This window comes from Variovorax sp. GW821-FHT09D04 (assembly GCF_059416405.1).
Genome location: NZ_JBWKPA010000005.1, coordinates 363,990 through 388,293 on the forward strand (window position 1 = coordinate 363,990; position 24,304 = coordinate 388,293).

23 protein-coding genes and 1 tRNA gene are annotated in these 24,304 nt (G+C 65.7%); 13 read left to right on the forward strand and 11 right to left on the reverse strand.

Annotated features, from left to right (window positions below; genetic code table 11):
• Window positions 1-3: 3 nt before the first annotated feature.
• Together AC07O4_RS18405 and AC07O4_RS18410 are read right to left on the reverse strand one after the other, a co-directional pair.
• Window positions 4-660, reverse strand: coding sequence for a lytic transglycosylase domain-containing protein (locus AC07O4_RS18405; protein WP_492734157.1), 657 nt, complete (start codon window positions 658-660; stop codon window positions 4-6).
• Complete coding sequence (locus AC07O4_RS18410) at window positions 657-2,402, reverse strand: proline--tRNA ligase (protein WP_492734156.1); 1,746 nt, start codon at window positions 2,400-2,402, stop codon at window positions 657-659. The genes AC07O4_RS18405 and AC07O4_RS18410 overlap by 4 nt, the downstream gene beginning before the upstream one ends.
• Window positions 2,403-2,537: 135 nt before the next feature.
• Here AC07O4_RS18410 and AC07O4_RS18415 point away from each other — a divergent pair, with 135 nt between their 5' ends.
• Both AC07O4_RS18415 and AC07O4_RS18420 read left to right on the forward strand, forming a co-directional pair.
• Entirely contained in the window at window positions 2,538-3,206 is a 669-nt protein-coding gene (locus AC07O4_RS18415; protein ID WP_062474507.1) for an RNA pyrophosphohydrolase, read from the forward strand.
• Window positions 3,154-3,747: a CNP1-like family protein gene (locus tag AC07O4_RS18420; RefSeq protein WP_492734155.1), complete on the forward strand. Its 594-nt coding sequence runs from the start codon at window positions 3,154-3,156 to the stop codon at window positions 3,745-3,747. Before AC07O4_RS18415 ends, AC07O4_RS18420 begins: the two co-directional genes overlap by 53 nt.
• A 34-nt stretch (window positions 3,748-3,781) precedes the next feature.
• Here the strand turns inward: AC07O4_RS18420 and proB are convergent, their stop codons facing one another.
• The 4 genes from proB to rplU form a co-directional block, all read right to left on the reverse strand.
• Window positions 3,782-4,921 carry a glutamate 5-kinase gene (gene proB / locus AC07O4_RS18425; protein ID WP_492734154.1) on the reverse strand — a complete coding sequence of 380 codons (1,140 nt, stop codon included), beginning with the start codon at window positions 4,919-4,921 and terminating at the stop codon, window positions 3,782-3,784.
• A gap of 80 nt (window positions 4,922-5,001) precedes the next feature.
• Window positions 5,002-6,078: an Obg family GTPase CgtA gene (gene cgtA / locus AC07O4_RS18430; protein ID WP_062474512.1), complete on the reverse strand. Its 1,077-nt coding sequence runs from the start codon at window positions 6,076-6,078 to the stop codon at window positions 5,002-5,004.
• A gap of 72 nt (window positions 6,079-6,150) precedes the next feature.
• Window positions 6,151-6,411 carry a 50S ribosomal protein L27 gene (gene rpmA / locus AC07O4_RS18435; protein ID WP_013543198.1) on the reverse strand — a complete coding sequence of 87 codons (261 nt, stop codon included), beginning with the start codon at window positions 6,409-6,411 and terminating at the stop codon, window positions 6,151-6,153.
• A gap of 12 nt (window positions 6,412-6,423) precedes the next feature.
• A complete protein-coding gene (gene rplU / locus AC07O4_RS18440) occupies window positions 6,424-6,735 on the reverse strand; it encodes a 50S ribosomal protein L21 (RefSeq protein ID WP_042578903.1) in 312 nt (103 codons plus the stop codon).
• A 182-nt stretch (window positions 6,736-6,917) separates the two neighbouring features.
• Here rplU and AC07O4_RS18445 point away from each other — a divergent pair, with 182 nt between their 5' ends.
• The 10 genes from AC07O4_RS18445 to AC07O4_RS18490 all read left to right on the forward strand — a co-directional run bounded on the left by AC07O4_RS18445 (window position 6,918) and on the right by AC07O4_RS18490 (window position 16,352).
• Window positions 6,918-7,910: a polyprenyl synthetase family protein gene (locus AC07O4_RS18445; RefSeq protein WP_070063612.1), complete on the forward strand. Its 993-nt coding sequence runs from the start codon at window positions 6,918-6,920 to the stop codon at window positions 7,908-7,910.
• Window positions 7,911-7,962: 52 nt separating this feature from the next.
• Window positions 7,963-8,039, forward strand: a tRNA-Pro gene (locus AC07O4_RS18450).
• 115 nt (window positions 8,040-8,154) lie between these two features.
• Complete coding sequence (gene pilB / locus AC07O4_RS18455) at window positions 8,155-9,888, forward strand: type IV-A pilus assembly ATPase PilB (RefSeq protein ID WP_492734153.1); 1,734 nt, start codon at window positions 8,155-8,157, stop codon at window positions 9,886-9,888.
• Window positions 9,889-9,914: 26 nt separating this feature from the next.
• Complete coding sequence (locus tag AC07O4_RS18460; RefSeq protein ID WP_492734152.1) at window positions 9,915-11,144, forward strand: type II secretion system F family protein; 1,230 nt, start codon at window positions 9,915-9,917, stop codon at window positions 11,142-11,144.
• Window positions 11,144-12,109 carry a prepilin peptidase gene (locus AC07O4_RS18465; RefSeq protein ID WP_492734151.1) on the forward strand — a complete coding sequence of 322 codons (966 nt, stop codon included), beginning with the start codon at window positions 11,144-11,146 and terminating at the stop codon, window positions 12,107-12,109. Before AC07O4_RS18460 ends, AC07O4_RS18465 begins: the two co-directional genes overlap by 1 nt.
• Window positions 12,110-12,122: 13 nt before the next feature.
• The gene (gene coaE / locus AC07O4_RS18470) at window positions 12,123-12,734 is read left to right on the forward strand and encodes a dephospho-CoA kinase (RefSeq protein ID WP_492734150.1); all 612 of its coding nucleotides are present in this window, start codon (window positions 12,123-12,125) and stop codon (window positions 12,732-12,734) included.
• 76 nt (window positions 12,735-12,810) lie between these two features.
• The gene (locus AC07O4_RS18475; protein WP_492734149.1) at window positions 12,811-14,304 is read left to right on the forward strand and encodes an MBOAT family O-acyltransferase; all 1,494 of its coding nucleotides are present in this window, start codon (window positions 12,811-12,813) and stop codon (window positions 14,302-14,304) included.
• 6 nt (window positions 14,305-14,310) lie between these two features.
• Window positions 14,311-15,342, forward strand: a complete 1,032-nt coding sequence (locus AC07O4_RS18480; RefSeq protein WP_062474527.1) for an alginate O-acetyltransferase AlgX-related protein — start codon at window positions 14,311-14,313, stop codon at window positions 15,340-15,342.
• A gap of 36 nt (window positions 15,343-15,378) precedes the next feature.
• Complete coding sequence (zapD, locus tag AC07O4_RS18485; protein ID WP_070063618.1) at window positions 15,379-16,134, forward strand: cell division protein ZapD; 756 nt, start codon at window positions 15,379-15,381, stop codon at window positions 16,132-16,134.
• A gap of 8 nt (window positions 16,135-16,142) precedes the next feature.
• Complete coding sequence (locus AC07O4_RS18490; protein ID WP_062474531.1) at window positions 16,143-16,352, forward strand: DNA gyrase inhibitor YacG; 210 nt, start codon at window positions 16,143-16,145, stop codon at window positions 16,350-16,352.
• Between the two features lie 39 nt (window positions 16,353-16,391).
• Here AC07O4_RS18490 and AC07O4_RS18495 read toward each other — a convergent pair whose 3' ends face one another.
• Genes AC07O4_RS18495 through secA form a run of 5 tightly spaced genes read right to left on the reverse strand, consistent with a single transcriptional unit; the run spans window position 16,392 to window position 23,772 of the window.
• Window positions 16,392-18,356 (reverse strand): acyltransferase family protein, encoded by a 1,965-nt coding sequence (locus AC07O4_RS18495; protein WP_062474533.1) that lies wholly within the window; start codon window positions 18,354-18,356, stop codon window positions 16,392-16,394.
• Window positions 18,357-18,393: 37 nt separating this feature from the next.
• Window positions 18,394-18,852 carry an NUDIX domain-containing protein gene (locus AC07O4_RS18500; protein WP_487847844.1) on the reverse strand — a complete coding sequence of 153 codons (459 nt, stop codon included), beginning with the start codon at window positions 18,850-18,852 and terminating at the stop codon, window positions 18,394-18,396.
• Complete coding sequence (locus tag AC07O4_RS18505; RefSeq protein ID WP_062474537.1) at window positions 18,849-19,724, reverse strand: ATP-binding protein; 876 nt, start codon at window positions 19,722-19,724, stop codon at window positions 18,849-18,851. The genes AC07O4_RS18500 and AC07O4_RS18505 overlap by 4 nt, the downstream gene beginning before the upstream one ends.
• Window positions 19,721-20,950, reverse strand: a complete 1,230-nt coding sequence (gene argJ, locus AC07O4_RS18510) for a bifunctional glutamate N-acetyltransferase/amino-acid acetyltransferase ArgJ (RefSeq protein ID WP_447741594.1) — start codon at window positions 20,948-20,950, stop codon at window positions 19,721-19,723. Before argJ ends, AC07O4_RS18505 begins: the two co-directional genes overlap by 4 nt.
• A 35-nt stretch (window positions 20,951-20,985) precedes the next feature.
• Window positions 20,986-23,772, reverse strand: a complete 2,787-nt coding sequence (gene secA / locus AC07O4_RS18515) for a preprotein translocase subunit SecA (protein WP_492734147.1) — start codon at window positions 23,770-23,772, stop codon at window positions 20,986-20,988.
• 204 nt (window positions 23,773-23,976) lie between these two features.
• On the opposite strand from secA, the gene AC07O4_RS18520 reads away from it, so the two are divergent.
• A complete protein-coding gene (locus AC07O4_RS18520; protein WP_062474543.1) occupies window positions 23,977-24,285 on the forward strand; it encodes a DciA family protein in 309 nt (102 codons plus the stop codon).
• Window positions 24,286-24,304: the final 19 nt, after the last annotated feature.

The following is a 24,304-nucleotide window of genomic DNA, read 5'->3' on the forward strand; positions in this document are numbered from 1 at the left end:
CCTTCAGGCCGCCGAGCGGTCCCTGTCGACGTACGCCCAGAGCCGCTGGTTCGCGAACACCGCGTTCGGGTACGGCGCGCGGCCCCGGCTGCCGTTGTAGCGGCCCAGCGTCATGAACAGGTCGCCCTTCTCGCGGTCGAGGTAGTGGCGCAAGATCACGCAGCCGAAACGCAGGTTGGTCTGCATGTGGAACAGCTTGGCCGAATCGCTGTCGCCGATCACGCGGGTCCAGAACGGCATCACCTGCATGTAGCCGCGCGCGCCCGCACTGGAAACCGCGAACTTGCGGAAGTTGCTCTCGACCTGGATCAGGCCCAGCACCAGGCTCACGTCAAGCCCCGAGCGCTTGGCCTCGTACCAGACGGTTTGCAGGAACTCGATGCGCGTGGCCGGGTCGGCGACCTTCTTGCGCAGGCGCTCGCTCATCTCGCCGAGCCACCGCAGGTACGCGAGGCGGGCCTCGGTGTCGGCGAACTGCGGCACCGGCGGCGCCTTGTTGTGGATGGCCGAGCTCAGCGCGGTGCGCACCGAGTCGATCAGCGGCTCTTCGATCTGCGCACCGGCCCAGGCCGTTTGCGGCAGCGACAGAGCAGTGAGGGCACCGGCGACGGCGCTGCCCAGCAGGCAGCTGCGTCGCGAAAGGCCCCCCGCCACGCTCATGCCGCGAGCTTGCCGGCGATGAAGTCGGCGACGCCGGCCGCGGGCACCTTGGTGGCGGCGGTGTCGCGCCGGCCCTGGTACTCGAGCTGGCCTTCCTTGAGACCACGGTCGGAGATGACCACGCGGTGCGGCACGCCGATCAGTTCCCAGTCGGCGAACATCGCGCCGGGGCGCTCGCCGCGGTCGTCGAGCAGCACGTCGACGCCCTTGGCCAGCAGTTCTTCGTAGAGCGCTTCGGCCGCGACCTTGACCTCGGGGCTGCGGTCCATGCCGATCGGGCAGACCACGACCGTGAACGGTGCCAGCGCGTCGGGCCAGATGATGCCGCGCTCGTCGTGGTTCTGTTCGATGGCGGCGGCCGGCAGGCGCGTGATGCCGATGCCGTAGCAGCCCATCTCGAGGAACTGCGGCTTGCCGCCTTCGTCGAGGTAGGTGGCGTTCATGTCCTTGCTGTACTTGGTGCCGAGCACGAAGACGTGGCCCACCTCGATGCCGCGCTCGATGGCCAGCACGCCCTTGCCGTCGGGCGAGGCATCGCCGGCGACCACGTTGCGCAGGTCGGCGACCAGGTCGGGCTCGGGCAGGTCGCGGCCCCAGTTGACGCCGGTCATGTGGAAGTCGATCTCGTTGGCGCCGGTGATCCAGTCGGCCAGCACGGCGGCCTCGCGGTCGGCCACGAGCTTGACGGGCTTCTTGAGGTTCAGCGGGCCGAGGTAGCCCGGCTTGCAGCCGAAGTGCTCGTCGATCTCGGCGGTGGTGGCAAAGCGGAAGCCCTTGTCCAGGCCAGGCAGCTTGCTTACCTTGATCTCGTTCATGTCGTGGTCGCCGCGCAGCAGCAGCAGCCAGATCTGCGCGCCCTTGACGTTGCCGGCGTCGTCGAGGATGTCGGTGGCCAGCACCAGCGACTTGACCGTGGTGGCCAGCGGCACGCCGAGCAGTTCGGCCACGTCGGCGCAGGTGCTCTTGCCGGGCGTGGGCGTCTTCTCGAGCGCGTTGGCGGCGGCAGGACGCGGGCCCGCCGGGGCCAGGGCCTCGGCCTTTTCCATGTTGGCGGCGTAATTGCTGTCGGGGCAGTAGACGATGGCGTCTTCGCCGGTGGCGGCGATCACCTGGAACTCTTCGCTCAGGTCGCCGCCGATGGCGCCGCTGTCGGCCGCCACGGCGCGGTAGCGCAGGCCGAAGCGGTCGAAGATGTTGCGGTAGGCCTGGGCCATCACCTGGTAGCTGGCCTTGGCCGCGTCGAGGTCGCGGTCGAAGCTGTAGGCGTCCTTCATGATGAACTCGCGCCCGCGCATCAGGCCGAAGCGCGGACGGCGCTCGTCGCGGAACTTGGTCTGGATCTGGTAGAAATTCTTCGGCAGCTGCTTGTAGCTGCGGATTTCCTGGCGCGCGATGTCGGTCACCACCTCTTCGCTGGTCGGCTGGATCACGAAGTCGCGGTCGTGGCGATCCTTGATGCGCAAGAGCTCGGGGCCCATCTTCTCGAAGCGCCCGGTCTCCTGCCAGAACTCGGCCGGCTGCACCACGGGCATCGTGAGCTCGACGGCGCCGGCGCGGTTCATTTCCTCGCGCACGATGGCCTCGACCTTGCGGATCACGCGCAGGCCCATGGGCATGTACGTGTAGATGCCCGTGCCGAGCTTCTTGATCATGCCGGCCCGCATCATGAGGCGGTGGCTCGCGACCTCGGCGTCAGCGGGCGCTTCCTTCAGGGTGGAGACAAAGAATCGGGAAGCTTTCATCGGGATCGCGCAGGTGGGTTCGAAGTGAGGAGGGAGACAGGCACCCCGGAGAGACCCTGAGAGCCCGGAACCGGTCGCTTGCCGAGTGCAACCCGGCATGCATAATCGACTCAGTTCAAAAATTGGGGTTTGATTATGCTCGACCGGGACGGCTTCAGGCCCAACGTCGGCATCATCCTGCTCAACCAGAGAAACCAGGTTTTCTGGGGCAAGCGCATACGCACGCATTCCTGGCAGTTTCCGCAAGGCGGCATCGACCGTGGCGAAAGTCCCGAGCAAGCCATGTTCCGGGAACTGCACGAGGAAGTCGGGCTCCACCCGGAGCATGTGCGCATCGTGGCCCGTACCCGCGACTGGTTGCGCTACGAGGTGCCGGATCGGTTCATCCGCCGTGACGCACGGGGCCACTACAAAGGCCAGAAGCAGATCTGGTATCTGCTGCAACTTGTCGGCCACGACTGGGATCTCAACCTGCGTGCCACCGACCATCCCGAATTCGACGCCTGGCGCTGGCATGACTACTGGGTCCCGCTCGACGTGGTCGTCGAGTTCAAGCGCGGCGTCTACGAGATGGCGCTTACCGAGCTTGCTCGCTACCTGCCCCGGCAGGATTTCCGCAACCGCTTCCTGCGCAGCAACGTGCGCGCCCGAGAATTCGAGCGCCACACGCTGGACCATGGAGCACCTGCGGGCCTCGACCTGCCGCCCGGCGGCAGCTTCGACCCGCATCCCGACATTCCTTCTGCGAGCGATGAACCTCCTCCCAAGAACAGCGCGCCTTCTTCTTTCCCGACGCCACGCTGAGCGTGCGCTCGTCATCGCCTGCGTCAGCCTGCTGGCCGCCTGCGCCTCCCGCGGCTACGACACCGACAACCCCGACTGGGCCCAGGCCGGCATGCCGCCGGCGCCCAAGAGCACCGAGCAGGACAAGGAGTGGGAAGAAACCGCGGTGCCGCCGCCGCCCGCCTTCAGCGAAAGCCGTCTGCTGCCGATCGCGATGCCGCCCTACATGACGCTGAAGTTCGGCGTCGACCCGAACACCATCGCCATCACGAAGGACGGCATCGTGCGCTACGTGGTGGTGGCACAGAACCGGGCCGGTGGCGCCGTCAATGCGTTCTACGAAGGCGTGCGCTGCTCGACAGCCGAGATGAAGAGCTATGCCCGCTACAACAACGGCGCCTGGCAGGAAACGAAGTCGCCCGAGTGGAAGCGCGTGAAGGACATGAACTCCAGCTACGTGCCGGCGCTGGCGTCGCAGGGCCTGTGCCGCGGCAACGCACCGCGCAGCTCGGTCAACGAGATGGTGCAGAACATCCGCAACCCGCTGCGCGAACTGCCCTGATGCGACGGCGGGGCACGGCGCCCCGCCCTGAAGATCAACCGGGCATCAGCACCATGTTGTCGCGGTGCACCATCTCCGGCTCGGCCGCGTAGCCCAGCAGCCGCTCGAACTCGGCCGAAGGCTTGCGGCACAGCAGCCGGGCCTCCACGCTCGAATAGTTGGCCAGCCCGCGGGCCAATTCGACGCCGTCGACGTCGCGCACCGCGATCACGTCGCCGCGCGAGAACTCACCCGACACGCCCGTCATGCCGATCGGCAGCAGGCTCTTGCCTTCGCCGCGCACCTTGGCAGCCGCACCGGCATCGACGATGACGGCACCACGCAGTTGCAGGTGATCGGCCATCCAGCGCTTGCGTGCCTGGTGCTTGGCGGTCTGCGCCACCAGCAGCGTGCCGATGGATTCGCCGCGCGTGAGCCGCAGCAGCGCGTCGGCTTCGCGGCCCCAGGCGATGACCGTGGAAGCGCCGGACCCCGCCGCGCGCTTGGCCGCGAGGATCTTGGTGATCATGCCGCCGCGCCCGATGCTCGAGCCGGCGCCGCCCGCCATGGCTTCGAGCGCCGGGTCGCCCGCGGCGGCCTCGTGCACGAATTTCGCGCCTGGGTCCTTGCGCGGGTCGGCCGTGTACAGGCCTTTCTGGTCCGTCAGGATGATCAAGGCATCCGCTTCGACCAGGTTGGCGACCAGGGCGCCGAGCGTGTCGTTGTCGCCGAACTTGATCTCGTCGTTGACCACGGTGTCGTTCTCGTTGATCACCGGCACCACGCCCAGGCGCAGCAAAGTGACGAGGGTCGAACGTGCATTGAGGTAGCGCTCGCGGTCCGCGAGATCGGCGTGCGTCAGCAGCACCTGCGCGCTGCCGATCTGGTTCTCGCGCAGCTTGGTCTCGTACATCTGGGCCAGGCCCATCTGCCCGACGGCCGCCGCCGCCTGAAGCTCGTGCACTTCGTGCGGACGGGTCTTCCAGCCCAGGCGCTTCATGCCCTCGGCGATCGCGCCGCTCGACACCATGACCACTTCGCGCCCGTCGCGCACCAGCTCGGCCAGTTGCCGGCACCACTCGCCGATGGCACCTTCGTCGAGGCCGCGCCCCTCGTTGGTCACGAGGCTGGAGCCCACCTTGACGACGATACGGCGGGCATCCCGCAAGGCAGTGGAACCGGAATTCGAGGTCATGAAGAAAGAAGGCGTGTTTCAGGAATGCAGCCTGCGCTGCTTGCTATCCATTTTGCAGCACCGAAGGTGCCGCGACGCCCTCAGTTTCCTTCGGGCGGCAGCGGAACGAAGCGCGGATCGACCACGACGGTTTCGTGCTCGGCCACCTGCTGCGCCTTGACCTGCTGGTACACGGCCTTGATCAGGTGCTCGCAGCCTTCGCGCGTGAGCGCCGAGATCTCGAAGACCGGGCCCTTGAAGCGCAGGCGCTTGACGAAGTCCTTGACGCGCGCGGCGCGCTCGTCGTCCGGCACCATGTCCAGCTTGTTCAGCACCAGCCAGCGCGGCTTCTCGTGCAGCGCCGCGTCGTACTTCTTGAGCTCGGCCACGAGCGCCTTGGCCTGGGCGACCGGATCGACGCTGTCGTCGAACGGCGCCATGTCGACCACGTGCAGCAGCAGGCGGGTGCGCTGCAGGTGACGCAGGAACAGGTGACCGAGACCGGCGCCTTCCGAGGCACCCTCGATCAGACCGGGCAAATCGGCCACCACGAAGCTCTGCTCGGGGCCGACGCGCACGACGCCGAGGTTCGGGTGCAGCGTGGTGAAGGGGTAGTCGGCAATGCGCGGGCGGGCGTTCGAAACGGCGCTGATCAGCGTCGATTTACCGGCATTCGGCATACCCAGCAGGCCCACGTCGGCCAGCACCTTGAGTTCGAGCTTGAGGCTCTTTTTCTCACCGGGCCAGCCGGGCGTCTTCTGGCGCGGCGCGCGGTTGATCGCGCTCTTGAAGCGCATGTTGCCGAAGCCGCCGTCGCCGCCCTTGGCGATGGTGATGACCTCGCCGTCCTTGAGCAGCTCGTACAACACCTCACCCGTTTCAGCGTCGGTGATGATCGTGCCGACGGGCATCTTGAGGACGATGTCGTCGCCGGCGGCGCCGAACATGTCGGAGCCCATGCCGTGCTCGCCGCGCTTGGCTTCGTGCCGGCGCGAGTAGCGGAAATCGACCAGGGTGTTGAGGTTCGAGTCGGCCACTGCGAACACGTGGCCGCCACGGCCGCCGTCGCCGCCGTTGGGGCCGCCGAACTCCTTGTATTTCTCATGACGGAACGACACGCAGCCGTTGCCGCCATCGCCCGCGGCGATGTCGATGAAGGCTTCGTCGACGAACTTCATGGGATGTCCAGTTTACAAATGAAGAAGCCCCGGCAATGCGGGGCCTCGGAAAGATCGAAGTGACTGCGGGGCTTAGGCCGCGGGCGTCACGTTGACCATGTGCTTGTTCAGCGCACCCTTGTGACCGAACGACACGTGGCCGTCGACCAGGGCGAAGAGCGTGTGGTCCTTGCCCACGCCGACGTTCACGCCGGGGTGGAACTGGGTGCCGCGCTGGCGCACGATGATCGAGCCTGCGCTGATCAGTTCGCCGCCGAAGGCCTTCACGCCAAGCATCTTGGGCTTGGAATCGCGCCCGTTTCGCGTGGAGCCGCCGCCTTTTTTCTGTGCCATGGAATGTGCTCCTTAGCCGGCGATCGCGCCAATTTGCAGTTCGGTGAACTGCTGGCGATGGCCTTGACGTTTCTGATAGTGCTTGCGACGGCGCATCTTGAAGATGCCGACCTTGTCGTGCTTGCCGTGCGACAGTACCGTGACTGTCACCGTTGCGCCGGACACCAGGGGCGTACCAACCTTGATTTCAGCGCCGTTTCCGACAGCCAGAACCTGGTCGATCACGATTTCCTGGCCTACGTCCGCAGCAATCTGTTCTACTTTAATTTTTTCGCCGGAAGCAACGCGATATTGCTTGCCGCCGGTTTTTATGACCGCGTACATGTAAACCTCTTAGAAATGAGTCTCCGCAGCGAATTCCGCAGAGCCCAAGATTATAGCGCGGTTTGCGGACACTCACCACCCCGATGCTGAGACGCTCCAGGGAATCGTGCACGGCTCCCTATAATTCCCGCGTTCCGGCCTCCAGGGCCGCCCTCATCCTCGCAGCGCCCCGCGCCTTCGCTTTGCCAGTTCCCGCCGCCGACACCTCCCCCACCGCCACCGTGCTGGACCTGATTGCCGGCGACATGGTCGAAGTCGACCGTGTGATCGCCCAACGCCTGAACACCGGCGTTCCGCTGGTCAGCCAAGTTTCGCAATACATCATCTCGGCCGGCGGCAAGCGGCTGCGGCCGGCGCTGCTGCTGCTCATGGCAGGCGCGCTCGGCTACACGGGCGAACAGCGCTTCAACCTGGCGGCCGTGGTGGAGTTCATCCACACCGCGACCCTGCTGCACGACGACGTGGTCGACGAATCGACCCTGCGCCGAGGCCGCGCCACCGCCAACGAATCCTTCGGCAACCCCGCCAGCGTGCTGGTGGGCGACTTCCTGTATTCGCGCGCCTTCCAGATGATGTTGGATGCAAACAACATGCGCATCATGCAGATCCTGGCCGAAGCGACCAACGTGATCGCGGAAGGCGAGGTGCTGCAACTGATGAACATGCACGACGCCTCGCTGGACGAAGCGGCGTACCTGCGCGTGATCCGCTCCAAGACCGCCAAGCTCTTCGAGGCAAGCACCCGGCTGGCGGCCGTGCTGGCCGGCACGACGCCCGAAGTCGAAGAGGCCTGCGCCACCTACGGACAAGCGCTGGGCACCGCCTTCCAGGTGATCGACGATGTGCTCGATTACGCAGGCGATGCCCAGGAAACCGGGAAGAACGTCGGCGACGACCTGCGCGAAGGCAAGACCACTTTGCCGCTGATCTTTGCCATGCAACGCGGCACCCCTGAGCAGAGCGCACTGGTGCGCGCCGCCATCGAGGCCGGCGACACCGCACAGCTGGGAAAAATCGTCGAGATCGTTCGCGAAACCGGCGCGCTGGAAGCCTCACGCGCGGCTGCTGCGGCAGAGGCCGAACGCGCAATTCATGCATTGCGCGACCTCCCGTCGAATTTGCACGCTTCAGGTTTGCTACAATTAGCGGCTCAGTTGCTTGAGCGACGTGCCTGAAACACCTCCACAGAGTTGGCATCTAGGACGAGTTCTTTTTCTTGCAACCAATCGGGGTGTAGCTTAGCCTGGTAGAGCGCTACGTTCGGGACGTAGAGGCCGGAGGTTCGAATCCTCTCACCCCGACCAGTTTTTCTCGACTGGTCCAGTTAATGTCAGCCCCTGTTGCTGTGTAACGATTTACAGCACAGGCGTGTTCAGCGATGATCGTGAAGCACTTTTTCACATCTTTTGCATTCGCTGAATGGCCGCTGCCGAAATTCCCGTTAAAGAAACTACGCAGATAGCCCTTCCCGGCCTGGCGCGCGCCCTCGTGTCGGCCGGCAAGCTCGCGGCGAAGACAGCCGAAGACATCTATCAGAAGTCGCTGAGCGGCCGCACCAGCTTCATCGCCGAACTGACCGGCACCGGCGCCGTTTCGGCTGCGGACCTCGCCCACACCCTGTCGAGCGCCTTCGGAGCCCCGCTGCTCGACCTCGATGCCATCGATCACCAGCGCCTGCCCAAGGACCTGCTCGATCCGAAGCTCTGCCATGCGTACCGCATCGTCGTTCTCAGCAAGCGCAACAACCGCCTGATCGTCGCGACGGCCGACCCGTCGGACCAGCAGGCCGCGGAAAAAATCAAGTTCGCGTCGCAGATGGGCGTGGACTGGGTCATCGCCGAGTACGACAAGCTCTCGCGCATGATCGAAGCCGCCGCTGCGAGCGCGGCTGAAACCATCAACAGCATCGTCGGCACCGAGTTCGAGTTCGACGACGTCACGGCCGACACCTCGGGCGATGCCAACGAGCAGGCCATTGCCGAAGTCGAAGACGCACCCGTGGTGCGCTTCCTGCACAAGATGCTGCTCGACGCCGTGAGCATGCGGGCCTCGGACATCCACTTCGAGCCCTACGAACACCACTACCGGGTGCGCTTTCGAGTCGACGGCGAGCTGCGAGAAATCGCCAGCCCACCCACGGTCATCAAGGACAAGCTGGCCTCGCGCATCAAGGTCATTTCGCGGCTCGACATCTCGGAGAAGCGCGTGCCGCAGGACGGCCGCATGAAGCTCAAGATCGGCCCCGATCGCGTGATCGACTTCCGCGTGAGCACGCTGCCCACGCTGTTCGGCGAGAAGATCGTCGTGCGTATCCTGGACCCGAGCAGCGCGCGCATGGGCATCGACGCCCTGGGCTACGACGCCGACGAAAAGGAACGGCTCCTCCACGCCATCGGCCGCCCCTATGGCATGGTGCTGGTGACCGGCCCCACGGGCTCGGGCAAGACCGTGTCGCTATACACCTGCCTGAACCTGCTCAACCAGCCGGGCGTCAACATCGCGACGGCAGAAGACCCGTCGGAAATCAACCTGCCCGGCGTCAACCAGGTCAACGTCAACGAGAAGGCCGGCCTCACCTTCGCGGCGGCGCTGCGCGCCTTCCTGCGACAGGATCCCGACATCATCATGGTCGGCGAAATCCGCGACCTCGAAACCGCAGACATCTCGATCAAGGCCGCGCAGACCGGCCACCTGGTGCTGTCGACGCTGCACACCAACGACGCCCCGACCACGCTCACGCGCATGCGCAACATGGGGATCGCGCCCTTCAACATCGCATCGAGCGTGATCCTGATCACCGCGCAACGCCTCGCGCGCCGGCTGTGCATGCTGTGCCGCGCGCCGATCGACATCCCACGCGAAGCCCTGCTCGATGCCGGCTTCAAAGAGGAAGACATCAACGGCACCTGGAAGCCCTACCGCCCGGTCGGCTGCACCGCCTGCAGCGGCGGCTACAAGGGCCGGGTCGGCATCTACCAGGTGATGCCGATTTCGGAAGCCATCCAGGAAATCATCCTGCGCGACGGCAGTGCGCTGGACATCGCGAACCAATCCGAAGCCGAAGGCGTGCGCTCGCTGCGCCAGTCCGGCCTTCGCAAAGTCATGCAGGGCCTCACTTCGCTCGAAGAAGTCGTCGCCTGCACCAACCTATAACGAACACACTGAACACCGGAGATCGAATGGCAACAGTGGCATCCTCCCGCTCCCAGGTCACGCACAAGGAATTCGTCTTCGAATGGGAAGGCAAGGACCGCAACGGCAAGCTGGTGCGCGGCGAACTTCGCGCCGCCGGGGAGAACCAGGTGCAGGCGGCCTTGCGTCGCCAGGGCGTGCTGGCCTCCAAGATCAAGAAGCGCCGCATGCGCTCGGGCAAGGCGATCAAGCCCAAGGACATCGCGATCTTCACGCGCCAGCTCGCGACCATGATGAAGGCGGGCGTGCCGCTGCTGCAGTCCTTCGACATCGTCGGCCGCGGCAACGCGAACCCAAGCGTCGCCAAGCTGCTGAACGACATCCGCAGCGACGTCGAGACCGGCACCTCGCTGTCGGCTGCTTTTCGCAAGTTTCCGAAGTACTTCGATAATCTCTATTGCAACCTCGTGGAAGCCGGGGAAGCGGCCGGTATTCTGGAGGAGTTGCTGGATCGTCTCGCAACCTACATGGAGAAGACCGAGGCGATCAAGTCGAAGATCAAGTCGGCATTGATGTACCCGACCTCGGTGGTCGTCGTGGCCTTCATCGTGGTGGCGATCATCATGATCTTCGTGATCCCCGCGTTCAAGGAGGTGTTCACCTCCTTCGGTGCCGACCTGCCCGCGCCGACGCTGATCGTGATGGGAATCAGCGAGTTCTTCGTTTCCTACTGGTGGTTGATCTTCGGCGTGCTAGGCGGTGGCATTTATTTCTTCCTACAAGCTTGGAAGCGCAATGAGCGTGTCCAGAAGGTCATGGACCGCCTGTTGCTGCGCCTCCCCATCTTCGGCACGTTGATCGAAAAATCCTGCATAGCCCGCTGGACCCGCACGCTCGCCACCATGTTCGCAGCCGGTGTGCCGCTGGTGGAAGCCCTCGACTCCGTGGGCGGCGCATCGGGCAACTCGGTCTACGGCGACGCCACCGCCAAGATCCAGCAGGAGGTCTCGACCGGCACCAGCCTGACGACGGCCATGACCAACGTCAACCTGTTCCCCTCGATGGTGATCCAGATGACGGCCATCGGTGAAGAATCAGGCTCTATCGACCACATGCTCGGCAAGGCCGCCGACTTCTACGAATCCGAAGTCGACGACATGGTCGCCGGCCTCTCCAGCCTGATGGAGCCCATCATCATCGTGTTCCTGGGCGTCATCATCGGCGGCATCGTGGTGTCGATGTACCTGCCCATCTTCAAGCTCGGCCAGGTCGTCTGATGCTGGTGTCGCAAGGGTTCGACACCGCATTGGCCGGTGTGCTGGGGCTATTGATCGGCAGTTTCCTCAACGTGGTGATCTACCGCACCCCGGTCATGATGTACCGGGGCTGGCTGGGCGATGCGGTCGCCAACCTCATGTCGTCGAAGGACATGCCTTCGCTCTGGTCACTGGTCTTCGGTCCGAAGGCCGTGCCGCCCGCAGGGCTCGAGGCGGCCGCCGACAAGGCCGCCGAAGCGCTCGAAAAGCTCCCGCCCTTCGACCTCACCCGCCCCGCCTCGCGCTGCGGCACATGCGGCCACAAGATCCGCTGGTACCAGAACATCCCCGTGCTCAGCTATCTCGTGCTGCGTGGCCGGTGCGCCAGCTGCAAGACCTCGATCAGCCCCCGCTACCCGCTCGTCGAACTGATCACGGGCGCGCTGTTCGCCCTGTGCGCGCACCGCTTCGGCATCACCCCTACGGGCGCGCTCTGGGCGGCCTTTGGCGCCGTGCTGATCTGCCAGTTCCTCATCGACTTCGACACCCAGTTCCTGCCCGACGCCCTGAACTACCCTCTGCTCTGGCTCGGCCTGGTCGGTGCCGCCATGGGCTGGACCGGCGTCAGCCTGAACACTGCGGTCTGGGGCGCCGTGTTCGGCTACCTGAGCCTGTGGCTTGTGTACCATGCCTACCGCTTGGCCACAGGCAAGGAAGGCATGGGACATGGGGACTTCAAACTGCTCGCCGCTCTGGGCGCCTGGCTTGGCGCCGACTACCTCATTGCGATCATCCTCGTCTCATCGGTGGTGGGCGCGGTGATCGGCCTCACGCTGCGCTTCGCCGGCAAGCTGGCCCACAAGGACATTCCCATCGCCTTCGGCCCCTTCCTGGCCGGCGCCGGCCTGATCTGCCTCGTGGCCGGTCCCGCCGTCGTCAAGCAGTGGATTCCCTTCGCCTTCCCTTTCGGGGCCCTGGCCCTTTGAGAACGACAGCGGCATGGCGGTGAAGCGCATCGGCCTGACCGGCGGCATCGGCAGCGGCAAGAGCACGGTCGCGTCGTTGCTGGTGGCTGAAGGGGCAGTGCTGGTCGATACCGACGCCATCGCACGCCGCATCGCGCAGTCCGGCGGCATCGCGATGCCCGCCATCGAGGCCGCATTCGGCCCTTCCGTCATCGCGCCCGACGGCAGCCTCGACCGGGCCGCCATGCGCCAGCTGGTGTTCGCCGACGCGGGCGCCAAGGCCCGCCTCGAAGCGATCCTGCATCCGCTGATCGGCACCGAGACGCAACGCCAGGCCGCCGCCGCCGGCGACGATGCCGTCGTCGTGTTCGACGTCCCCCTGCTGGTCGAATCCGGCCGCTGGCGGGCCCTTGTGGACCGCGTGCTGGTGGTCGATGCCCACGAAGACACGCAGCTGCAGCGCGTGGTCGCACGCTCGGGATGGGAGCCCGAGGCCGTGCGCGCCGTGATCGCCCAGCAGGCGCCGCGCAAGGCGCGCCGGGCCGCCGCCGACGCCGTGATTTACAACGAGTCGTTGACGCTCGCGGAACTGGGCACCGAGGTGCGGGGTCTCTGGAAGCTGTGGGCTGCGGCCACCACGCGATAATCCGAGACCAGCCGCCCCGGCGGCTCTATAACGATTACGACAAAAAGGCGCTCGCCCCTGCAGTGCCCTCCCCGAGATGCTTTTCAACTCGTATCCCTTCATTTTTGTCTATTTCCCGCTGGTCCTGATCGGGTTCTTCCTGATCGGCAAGCGCAACGCCCGCGCCGCCGCCGGCTTCCTCGGACTGGCCTCGCTGTTCTTCTACGGTTGGTGGAGCGTGCAGGCCCTGCCGCTGCTGCTGGGTTCCATCTGCATCAACTACTGGTTCGGCCTGCAGCTGACGCCCGCGCCGGGACGCAACGACCGCAAGCGCAAGACGCTGCTGATCGCCTCGCTGGTGATCAACCTGGGCGTGCTGGCCGTCTTCAAATACGCCAACTTCTTCCTGGAAAACGTCGATGCGGGGCTGGTCGCCGCGGGTCTCACGCCGATCGATCTGGTGCACATCGTGCTGCCGATCGGCATCTCGTTCTACACCTTCACGCAGATCGCCTTCCTGGTCGACTGCTGGCAGGGCAAGGTGCACGAGCGCAGCTTCATCCACTACGTGCTGTTCGTCACCTACTTCCCGCACCTGATCGCGGGCCCGGTGCTGCACCACGCGCAGATGATGCCGCAGTTCGCGAACCCCGCGACCTACCGGATGGACCCGAACAAGGTCGCCATCGGCCTCACGATCTTCGTCTTCGGCCTTGCCAAGAAACTGCTGATCGCCGACCCCATGGGGCAGTACGCCGACCTGATGTTCAACGGCGTTCACAAGGGCATCGAGCCCACGTTGTACACCGCGTGGTTCGGTGCGCTGGCCTATACGCTGCAGATCTATTTCGACTTCTCGGGCTACTCGGACATGGCCGTCGGCCTCTCGATGTGCCTGGGCGTGCAGCTGCCGCTCAACTTCCGCTCGCCCTACAAGTCGACCAACATCATCGAGTTCTGGCGCCGCTGGCACATCTCGCTGTCGACCTTCCTGCGCGACTACCTCTACGTGCCGCTGGGCGGCAACCGCAAGGGCCCGGCGCGGCGCTACCTGAACCTGTTCCTCACGATGCTGCTCGGTGGCCTGTGGCACGGCGCGGCCTGGACCTTCGTGGTCTGGGGCGCGATGCACGGCGCGTTCCTGATGGTCAACCACCTCTGGAACGCCAAGGTCCGTCGCAATGCCACCCCGGGACGCATCGCACGCGTGCTGGGCTGGCTGCTGACCTTCCTGTGCGTGGTGGTGGCCTGGATCGTCTTCCGCGCCGACGGCATGAACACGGCCATGTCCATCTACAAGGGCATGCTGGGGATGCACGGCGCGCCGGTCTCGGCGTTCAGCGAGTTCGGCAAGGTGCCGTTCCGCAAGCCGGAGTTCTTCCAGCTCATGCTGGTGGCGATCATCATCTGCCTGACGCTGCCGCCGACCATCACCCTGGAGCGCTGGATTCCCCACCCGAAGTCGATGGCCGGCCGCCCGGTGATGGCCCGCCTGTCGACCGTGGTGCTCGCCATCGGTACCTTCGCACTGTTCGCGTGGTGCGTTTCGAAGCTGGGCGGCTACAGCCCCTTCCTCTATTTCCAATTCTGATTCGACATGACGACGACCACGACGCCCGCGAAAGTCTGGCTGCGGTTCTTCCTCTTCGGCTACTTCGTCCTGATGGCCCTGTGGATCATTTCGCTCACCAGCCCGGTGCCCTACGGCGACCTCACGCGCATCGGACGCCTGTCCGAGCGCGAGTTCGGCTGGCGCGACCCGCCGCCCAAGGTCGACCCGGTCTACCTTGCCAGCACGCCCATCGAACAGGCGGACGTGATGGTCGTCGGCGACAGCTTCTCCATGACGCACCGCTGGCAGTCCGTGCTTGCCAAGGCCGGCTACCGGGTCTCGACCTCCTACTGGGGCCAGTACGGCGAATCGCTGTGCGGCGATTTCAGCCAGTGGGTCCACGACTCCGGCTTCAAGGGCAAGCTGGTGATCATCGAAAGCGTGGAGCGCCTGCTGGACATGCGCATGCGCTACAGCGAGCGCTGCAAGGACGGCAAGACCATCTTCCCCTACAGCGCCAAGGCCGAGCCCCTCATCGAGCCCGACGAGACCGTGCCGGCCTTCGCGCCCAACTGGGAAGTCCAGTACATGACCGGCGTCGTGACCTATTACCACACGTGGAAGGCCAAGAACTCGCCGGTAGACACCTATTTCGATCGTGACACCTGGGTAAGGAAAGTCCCCGACGGTTGCAAATTCTTCTCGCATCGCCAGTGCGACCGGATGCCCTTCTTCCAGGAAGACGAGGACAATGGCCCGTTGACCTCCGACACGCTGGCGCGAATGAAGAACTTCACCGCTGCGCACAGCACCATCCCGCTCCTGTGGATGGTGGTGCCCAACAAGACCACGGTCTACCTCAAGCCCGATTTCTCGAAAGACTTCGAAAGCGGCTTCCGCGATGCGAAGCTGGGCCCCGACCTGTACGCCTTCACCCGCGAAAAGCACACGCAGATCCGCGACTTCTACTTCTCGAACGACACGCACATGTCCATGCACGGACAGCTCGCACTCGGCGAGCGCATGCTGGCCGCGGTGCGTGAAGTGATGCCCACACCCCCTTCCAAATCGCCCTGAAGTTATGATTCCGCGACAGGAAACCGACAAATACGCGTGATCCTCTACGAGTACCCCTTCAACGAGCGCATCCGCACGTACCTGAGGCTGGAGCATCTGTTCCGTCGCCTCGGGGAACTGGTGCCCTCGGAATCGCCGCTTTCGCACCACTACGCCCTGGTCACGATCTTCGAGATCATGGACGTGGCGGCGCGCGCCGACCTCAAGGCCGACGTGCTGCGCGACCTCGACAAGCACAAGAACGTCTTCAACAGCTACCGGGGCAATCCGGCCATCGCCGAGACGGTGCTGAACCAGGTGGTCGACCAGCTCGAACGCAACTTCAGTGCACTCAACGGCGTGGCCGGCAAGGCGGGACAGGCACTCACCGAGAACGAGTGGCTCATGAGCATCCGCAGCCGCGCCGGCATTCCGGGCGGCACCTGCGAGTTCGACCTGCCCGCCTACTACGCGTGGCAGCACCGCACGCCGGCCAGCCGCCGCGCCGACCTGGAGCGCTGGTCGAACACGCTGTCGCCGCTGGCCTCGTCGATCTACCTGCTGCTCAAGCTGCTGCGCGACGCCGACGTACCCTACAAGGTGATCGCCACCCACGGGCAGTTCCAGCAGAACCTGCCGCAGGGACGCAGCTTCCAGCTGCTGCGACTGCGCATCGATCCCAAGCTGGGCCTGGTCCCGGAAATCAGCGGCAACCGCCTCATGGTCTCGGTGCGGCTCATGCGGCACGAAGCCGACGACCGCCTGCACCCGAGCACGGAAGACACCCCCTTCGAACTGACCCTCTGCGCGTGAGGCCCGGTGTGAGCAAGAAGAAAGAAGACGAACGCATCGTCCGCTGCCCGACCTGCGGCGGCGACAGCATTTATGCGGAGCGCAACCCGTTCCGGCCGTTCTGCAGCGCACGCTGCAAGGGCATCGACTTCGGCGCCTGGGCGACCGAGGAATTCAGGATGCCGGCGGAGACACCGCCCGACGAAGAGCCCTTCGGCGATCCCAAGCTGCAGCAATAGATTGCATGCACGCCGCCGCAGCCCAGAGCTGCGGGGCCGTCAGTTGGCTGCAGCGGGCTGCACGCCCTCTTCCAGGAACACCTTGTCCAGGTAGGTCGCGAACTGCCGCGTGAACGCGGGCCGCAGGTGGCCGTGGTCCTTGTAGGCCGGCGCACCGTCCGGCATCGTCCGCGGGCACTGGCCGTCCTTGCACAGGGCGCCCAGCACGTCGATCGCCTCCGCGCCGCTGGCGGCCGCGATCTGCAGGAGCCGCTGGTTGAGCTTCACCTGGTCGGCGAGCACGGGCGCGGTTGGCGAGTTGCCCACCACCGAGAGCGTGCGCAGCCGGCTGCCCTCGATCATGCGGCGCGGCTCGAAGTCGTCGCCCAGCGCGTTGTCCAGCAGCAGATAGACCTTTTTCTTCTGCTTGACCAGTTCGGTCACCCACGCCTGCAGCGCCACCAGCGAGGGCTCGATGCCGGCGCGGTCGCCGCGGGTCAGGGAGAGCGACGCACCGTTCGCGCGCAGCACGTAGTCCAGCGGGAAATCGCCCGTGAAGTAGCAGTTCCAGCAGCTGCCGATCAGCACGGTGTCGATCTGCGGGTCGCGCGCCATCGCCATCCACTGGTCGCGGGCCGGGCCGCAGCCGGGGTTCTGCTCGGCGAAGACGTTCGGAATGGCCGGGCACGCGCCGTAGGTGAAGAAGTACGTGGTTGCCATGCGCTCGGGCGCGAGGCGTGCCAGCTCCGCGGCACGCGGGCCGTACTCGATGACGTGGCTGTCGCCGATCAGCAGCACCTTGCGGGCGCCGTTGCCGATGCGATTCACCGCGTAGGGGCCGAAGTTCTCCGAGGAAAAGCCGGCGTAGTAGTCGCCGTCCACCGTCGCATCGGTCACCTTCTGCAGCAGCTCGCTGTTGTGGCGGGCGGGCAAACCGTTGAGCACCGCCACGCCGGCCACGGCCACGAAGGCACCGGTGCCCACGAGCGTGCGCAGCATGCCCGCGCCCAGGCGGGCCCGCGTGAACCGCTCGATGAAGCGGTAGGTCAGCCAGGCCAGCAGCACGCTCGCGACCACCATCGTCACGCGCGTGCCCACCGACGGCTCCGCGCCCTTGACGATCCGCGCATACACCAGCAGCGGCCAATGCCACAGGTACAGCGGATAGCTGATCAGGCCGATCCACACCATCGCGCGGTTCGACAGGAAGTACTTGTTCAGCACACCCGTCGGGCCGGCCGCGATGCAGCTCACCGCGCCCAGCGTCGGCAGCAGCGCCCACCAGCCGGGGAAGGCCTTGTCGCTGCGGATCATCACGAGGCCCAGCACGATCAGGCCCACGCCCAGCACCGACTGCACATGGCTGCGCCAGACGCTCGGTGCCGACGGCTTCATCCGCATGCAGGCCAGGATGCCGCCCACCATGAGTTCCCAGAAGCGCGAAGCTGGCGAATAGAAGGCCGCCGTGCGGAACGGGTGGATCGTCGTCACGTTGATGAGGAACGACACCACCGCCAGCACCCACAGCACGCGCACGATCGGCCAGCGCCGGCGCCAGGCCAGCCCGAGCAGCAGCGGCCAGAAAATGTAGAACTGTTCCTCGATGCCCAGCGACCACAGGTGCAGCAGCGGCTTGGTCTCGGCGGCCGTGTCGAAGTAGCCGGCCTCGCTCCAGAAGACGAAGTTGGCCACGAAGCCCACGCCGCCCAGCGCCTGCTTGCCCAGCTCGACGAATTCCTTGTTGAGCAGCACGTACCAGCCGAAGGCCAGCACGCCCGCCAGCATCAGCATCAGTGCCGGGAAGATCCGGCGGATGCGCCGTGCATAGAAGTCGCGGTAGCTGAAATCGCCGGCCGCGTGGCTCTGCATGATGATCGTCGTGATCAGGAAGCCCGAGATCACGAAGAAGATGTCGACGCCGATGAAGCCGCCAGGCAGCAGCTTCGGGAACGCATGGAAGATGACGACCGAGGCCACGGCCACGGCGCGCAGGCCGTCGATGTCGGCACGGTACTTGGGATGCATATCTCTTACTTCTGGACCACGGTCGTGCCGTGCGTCGTCAGGCGACGCTCGACACCGCCTCGGCGGCCGACGCGGGCAGGCCGCGTTCCTCGACCAGCCACTGCAGCACCGGCAGCGCGCCCGGCAGCACCGGCGCCACGTCGAGCGGCAGTTGCTGCCAGGCCATGGCCTGGCTTTCGCGCATTTCGAACTCGCCGGTCCAGTCCGTCACCTTGCACCAGTGCAGGCGCACCAGCGCATGCGGGTAGTCGTGCTCCGTGACCTTCCAGACCTCGGCGCCGCCGATGGTGATGCCCAGCTCTTCCTGCAGCTCGCGGCGCAGGGCTTCCTCGACCGTTTCGCCGACCTCGATCTTGCCGCCCGGGAACTCCCAGTAGCCCGCATAGGCCTTGCCTTCGGGGCGCGTGGTGAGCAGCAGCGCCTCGTCGGCCAGACGGATCAGCACGCCGACGGCCACTTCGGTGTGCTTGCGCGCCGATGTCACAGCCTCGCTCACGCGCCGGCCCGCCCTGCGTAGTCGCGCGCGAACTGGTAGGCCACGCGGCCGCTGCGCGAGCCGCGCTCCAGCGCCCACACGAGCGCCTCGGGCCGCGCCGCCGCGATGGCCGCGTCGTCGACACCGAACGACGAGAGCCACTGGCCCACGATCGTCAGGTATTCGTTCTGGCTGAAGGGATAGAAGCTCACCCAGAGGCCGAAGCGCTCCGACAGCGAGATCTTCTCTTCGATCACCTCGCCCGGATGCACCTCACCGTCGTCCGTGTGCTTGTACGTGAGGTTGTCCTTCATGTACTCGGGCAGCAGGTGGCGCCGGTTGCTGGTGGCGTAGATCAGCACGTTGGGCGTCGAGGCGGCAATCGATCCGTCGAGGATCGACTTGAGCGCCTTGTAGCCCGGCTCGCCCTCGTCGAAGCTCAGGTCGTCGCTGAAGACGATGAACTTCTCGGGGCGCTGCGACACCACCTCGACGATGTCGGGCAGGTCGGTGAGCTCGGCCTTGTCGACCTCGATCAGGCGCAGGCCCTGCGGCGCGTAGGCCTGCAGACAGGCGCGGATCAGCGACGACTTGCCCGTGCCGCGCGCGCCGGTCAGCAGCACGTTGTTGGCCGGCTTGCCTTCGACGAACTGGCGCGTGTTGCGCTCGATCTTTTCCTTCTGGACGTCGATTTCCCTCAGCGAATCGAGCGCCATCGTGGCCACGTGCTTCACGGGCTCCAGCACACCATGGCCGGAGCTGCGACGGCGGTAGCGCCACGCGATGGAGGCGCTCCAGTCGGTTGGCGCGGCCAGTGGCTGGGGCAGGATCGATTCGATGCGGCCGATGAGCTGTTCGGCGCGTTCGATGAGCTTCTGGAACTGCTCGTTCATGACCGGTAATCGGCGTTGATGGTCACGTACTCGTGGCTGAAGTCGCAGGTCCACACGGTGTCGCTGGCGGTGCCGCGGCCCAGGCCGATGCGCACGGTGATCTCGCTCTGCTTCATCACGCGCTGGCCGTCTTCCTCGCGGTACGACGGGTTGCGCCCGCCCTTCACCGCCACGTGCACGTCGTCCAGGAACAGGTCGATGCCGGTCTGGTCGAGGTCGGCAATGCCGGCATAGCCGACGGCCGCCAGGATGCGGCCCAGGTTCGGGTCGCTAGCGAAGAAAGCGGTCTTGACCAGCGGCGAATGCGCCACGGCATAAGCCACCTGGCGGCACTCGGCCCCGTCCTTGCCGCCGTCGACCTGGATGGTGATGAACTTGGTCGCGCCTTCGCCGTCGCGCACGATGGCTTGCGCCAGCAGGCGGGCCACGTCGCGCATCGCGGCCACGAGCGCCTGGCCATCGGCCGAGTCGAGCGAGGTGATGGTGGCGTGCGCGGCCTTCTGCGTGGCGATGACCACGAACGAGTCGTTGGTCGAGGTGTCGCCGTCGATGGTCACGCGGTTGAACGAAGCGTCGGCCAGCTGCGTGGCCAGCGGCTGGATCAGCGCGGGGTCGATCTTCGCGTCGGTCGCCATGAAGCCGAGCATGGTCGCCATGTTCGGGCGGATCATGCCGGCGCCCTTGCTGATGCCGGTGATGGTGACCGTGGCGCCGCCGATCTTCACCTGGCGGCTGAACGCCTTGGGGATCGTGTCGGTGGTCATGATGCCTTCGGCGGCACGGGCCCAGTTGTTTTCCGACGCGTCGGCCAGCGCGGCCGGCAGGCCGGCTTCGATGCGGTCCACGGGCAGTGGCTCCATGATCACGCCGGTCGAGAACGGCAGGATCTGCTCGGGTGCCAACTCCAGATGGCGCGCCAGCGCGATGCAGGTCGAGCGCGTGCGCATCAGGCCGTCTTCGCCGGTGCCGGCGTTGGCGTTGCCGGTGTTGATCACCATCGCGCGGATGCCGTAGTTGGCCTTCAGGTGGTCACGGCAGACCTGCACCGGGGCGGCGCAGAAGCGGTTCTGCGTGAACACGCCGCCGACCGCCGAGCCTTCGTCGATCAGCACGACGGTCAGGTCCTTGCGGTTGGCCTTGCGCACGCCGGCTTCGGCCACGCCGATGCGGACGCCGGGCACCGCGAACAAGGCGGCGGGATCGGGAGCGGACAGGTTCACGGGCATGGGATTTCTCTCAATGAAAGGTGCGGGACTTCAGCTCAGTTCAGCTTGCCGTGGCACGCCTTGTACTTCTTGCCGCTGCCGCAGGGGCAGGGGTCGTTGCGGCCGACGCGCGCAAAGGCAGCGGCTTCGGCGCTCAGCGCGCCGGTGCCGACGGCCGCCAGGCGGCGCTGGTTCTCTTCGTCGACGCGCACCTCGACCTCGCCGGTCTCGGTGGGCGCGGTGTAGGTGATGTTCGAGACGTTCTCGCCGCGGCTTTCCATCTCTTCGGCCGCCTGCTCGAGCTGTTCACCCGACTGCACGCGCACCGTCATGAGCTGGCGCGTGACTTCGTTCTTGACCGAGTCGAGCAGCTGGCCGAAGAGCTCGAAGGCCTCGCGCTTGTATTCCTGCTTGGGCTGCTTCTGCGCATAGCCGCGCAGGTGGATGCCCTGGCGCAGGTAGTCGAGCGAGGCCAGGTGTTCGCGCCAGTGGGTGTCGATGCTCTGCAGCAGCACCATGCGTTCGAACTGGGTGAAATTCTCCTGACCGATGAGTGCGACCTTGGCGTCGAAGCTCTCGTTGGCGTAGGCCACGATCTTCTCGACCACTTCCTCGTCGGAGATGGCTTCGGAGGCCTCGACCTGCTGCTTGAGCGGCATGTCGATGCCCCACTCGCTGAACAGGCTCTTCTCGAGGCTGTCGAGGTCCCATTGCTCTTCGACCGATTCGCGCGGCACGTACTGGCGAGCGAGGTCGGTGAAGCAGCCTTCGCGCAGCGCGGCGATCTGCGCCGTGAGGTCAGCCGCGTCGAGGATGTCGTTGCGCTGCTGGTAGATCACCTTGCGCTGATCGTTCGACACGTCGTCGTACTCGAGCAGTTGCTTGCGGATGTCGAAGTTGCGCGCCTCGACCTTGCGCTGCGCGCTCTCGATGCTGCGCGTGACGATGCCGGCCTCGATGGCTTCGCCGTCGGGCATCTTCAGGCGGTCCATGATCGCCTTCACGCGGTCGCCCGCGAAGATGCGCATGAGCGGATCGTCCAGGCTCAGGTAGAAGCGCGAGGAACCCGGGTCGCCCTGGCGGCCCGAACGGCCGCGCAGCTGGTTGTCGATGCGGCGCGACTCATGGCGTTCGGTGGCAATGATGCGCAGGCCGCCCAGCGACTTCACGAACTCGTGGTCCTTGGTCCACTCGGCGCGCACGTGGGCGATGTCGGCCTGCTTGGTGGCTTCGTCGCGGCCTTCGTCGGCCTCGATCGCCTCGATCATCTTCTCGATGTTGCCGCCCAGCACGATGTCGGTACCGCGGCCGGCCATGTTGGTCGCGATGGTGATCATCTTCGTGCGGCCGGCCTGCGCGACGATGTCGGCTTCGCGGGCGTGCTGCTTGGCGTTGAGCACCTGGTGCGGCAGGCCTGCCTTCTCGAGCAGGGCGTCGATGATTTCCGAGTTCTCGATGGACGAGGTGCCCACCAGCACCGGCTGGCCGCGCTCGTAGCACTCGCGGATGTCCTGGATGGCTGCTTCGTACTTCTCGCGCGTGGTCTTGTAGACGCGGTCGAGCTGGTCGTCGCGCTTGCTGATGCGGTTGGGCGGAATGATCGTGGTCTCGAGACCGTAGATTTCCTGGAACTCGTAGGCCTCGGTGTCGGCCGTGCCGGTCATGCCGGCCAGCTTGCCGTACAGGCGGAAGTAGTTCTGGAAGGTGATCGAGGCCAGCGTCTGGTTCTCGGCCTGGATCTCGACGCCTTCCTTGGCTTCCACGGCCTGGTGCAGGCCGTCGCTCCAGCGGCGACCGCTCATGAGGCGGCCGGTGAATTCGTCGACGATGACCACTTCGCCCTGCTGCACCACGTAGTGCTGGTCGCGGTGGTACAGGTGGCGGGCACGCAGCGCGGCATTCAGGTGATGCATCAGCGTGATGTTGGCCGGGTCGTACAGCGACGCGCCTTCGGGAATCAGCTTGAGCTCGCCCAGGATGCGCTCGGCGTTCTCGTGGCCATCTTCGGTCAGGAACACCTGGTGGGTTTTCTCGTCGACCGTGAAGTCGCCGGGCACCGTGACGCCCTCGCCCGTGCGCGGATCGGCTTCGCCTTCCTGCTTCTTGAGCAGCGGCACCACCTTGTTGATCGCCAGGTACAGGTCGGTGTGGTCTTCGGCCTGGCCGCTGATGATCAGCGGCGTGCGGGCCTCGTCGATCAGGATGGAGTCCACCTCGTCGACGATCGCGAAGTTCAGGCCGCGCTGCACCCGGTCGCCGGGCTCGTAGACCATGTTGTCGCGCAGGTAGTCGAAGCCGTACTCGTTGTTCGTGCCGTACGTGATGTCGCTGCTGTAGGCGGCCTGCTTCTCTTCGCGTGGCATCTGCGGCAGGTTGATGCCGACCGACAGGCCCAGGAAGTTGTACAGGCGGCCCATCCAGGTCGCGTCGCGGTTGGCCAAGTAGTCGTTCACCGTGACCACGTGCACGCCCTTGCCGGACAGCGCGTTCAGGTACACGGGCAGCGTGGCGGTCAGCGTCTTGCCTTCGCCGGTGCGCATTTCGGAGATCTTGCCGTTGTGCAGCGCCATGCCGCCGAGCAGCTGGACGTCGAAGTGGCGCATCTTCATGACGCGCTTGGAGCCTTCGCGCACGGTGGCGAAGGCTTCGGGCAACAGGTCGTCGAGCGACTCGCCCTTGGCGATGCGGTCCTTGAATTCCTGCGTCTTGGCGCGCAGCGCGTCGTCGCTGAGCTTTTCGAATTCGGGTTCGAGCGCATTGATGCGCGTCACCGTCTTGCGATACTGCTTGAGGAGCCGGTCGTTGCGACTGCCGAAGATCTGGGTCAGGAAGTTGGTTGCCATGGGCGTGGAGAGGGGCGGGCACCTGACACGACAGGCACTGCGACCGGATTCCCTAAGATATGGTGAAAGCAGTTGGGCGCACCTTCTTCGAATGCAAGCTTCGCAAGTCTCGAAGTCGGATGGCCCCGTTCCGGAACAAACGCCGACGCACGCGTCGGCAAACCGGGCATTTTAGCTGTCTTGTTTCTAACCCCTGGATTACCCATGTATCGCCGACTGCCCCCCGCCATTTCACTGCACGATGCTGCGGCAGGCGCCCCCACCCTGGGGAGCCTGATGGCGCGCGCGCGGGACACGGCCGAGCGGCTGAAGGCGATCGAAGGGTTGATTCCACCGGCCATGCGCGCGGCCATCCAGCCGGGGCCGGCCGAGGGCGACGTGTGGTGCCTGCTGGTCAAGGGCAGCGCCGCGGCCGCCAAGCTGCGCCAGCTGTCGCCGATGCTGGTCACGCGGCTGAAGAACCGGGGCTGGGACGTCGCGACGATCCGCATCAAGGTGCACACGGGGCGCTGAGCCCCGGGATGGCACACCG

Coding starts and splice junctions, on each gene's coding strand:
- rpmA (WP_013543198.1), bottom strand. CDS start 6,411: ATGGCACAGAAAAAAGGCGGCGGCTCCACGCGAAACGGGCGCGATTCC.
- argJ (WP_447741594.1), bottom strand. CDS start 20,950: ATGCCCGTGAACCTGTCCGCTCCCGATCCCGCCGCCTTGTTCGCGGTG.
- secA (WP_492734147.1), bottom strand. CDS start 23,772: ATGGCAACCAACTTCCTGACCCAGATCTTCGGCAGTCGCAACGACCGG.
- AC07O4_RS18520 (WP_062474543.1), top strand. CDS start 23,977: ATGTATCGCCGACTGCCCCCCGCCATTTCACTGCACGATGCTGCGGCA.
- AC07O4_RS18405 (WP_492734157.1), bottom strand. CDS start 660: ATGAGCGTGGCGGGGGGCCTTTCGCGACGCAGCTGCCTGCTGGGCAGC.
- AC07O4_RS18420 (WP_492734155.1), top strand. CDS start 3,154: ATGAACCTCCTCCCAAGAACAGCGCGCCTTCTTCTTTCCCGACGCCAC.
- cgtA (WP_062474512.1), bottom strand. CDS start 6,078: ATGAAGTTCGTCGACGAAGCCTTCATCGACATCGCCGCGGGCGATGGC.
- AC07O4_RS18465 (WP_492734151.1), top strand. CDS start 11,144: ATGCTGGTGTCGCAAGGGTTCGACACCGCATTGGCCGGTGTGCTGGGG.
- AC07O4_RS18495 (WP_062474533.1), bottom strand. CDS start 18,356: ATGCATCCCAAGTACCGTGCCGACATCGACGGCCTGCGCGCCGTGGCC.
- AC07O4_RS18480 (WP_062474527.1), top strand. CDS start 14,311: ATGACGACGACCACGACGCCCGCGAAAGTCTGGCTGCGGTTCTTCCTC.
- AC07O4_RS18410 (WP_492734156.1), bottom strand. CDS start 2,402: ATGAAAGCTTCCCGATTCTTTGTCTCCACCCTGAAGGAAGCGCCCGCT.
- AC07O4_RS18460 (WP_492734152.1), top strand. CDS start 9,915: ATGGCAACAGTGGCATCCTCCCGCTCCCAGGTCACGCACAAGGAATTC.
- rplU (WP_042578903.1), bottom strand. CDS start 6,735: ATGTACGCGGTCATAAAAACCGGCGGCAAGCAATATCGCGTTGCTTCC.
- proB (WP_492734154.1), bottom strand. CDS start 4,921: ATGACCTCGAATTCCGGTTCCACTGCCTTGCGGGATGCCCGCCGTATC.
- AC07O4_RS18415 (WP_062474507.1), top strand. CDS start 2,538: ATGCTCGACCGGGACGGCTTCAGGCCCAACGTCGGCATCATCCTGCTC.
- coaE (WP_492734150.1), top strand. CDS start 12,123: ATGGCGGTGAAGCGCATCGGCCTGACCGGCGGCATCGGCAGCGGCAAG.
- AC07O4_RS18505 (WP_062474537.1), bottom strand. CDS start 19,724: ATGAACGAGCAGTTCCAGAAGCTCATCGAACGCGCCGAACAGCTCATC.
- AC07O4_RS18475 (WP_492734149.1), top strand. CDS start 12,811: ATGCTTTTCAACTCGTATCCCTTCATTTTTGTCTATTTCCCGCTGGTC.
- pilB (WP_492734153.1), top strand. CDS start 8,155: ATGGCCGCTGCCGAAATTCCCGTTAAAGAAACTACGCAGATAGCCCTT.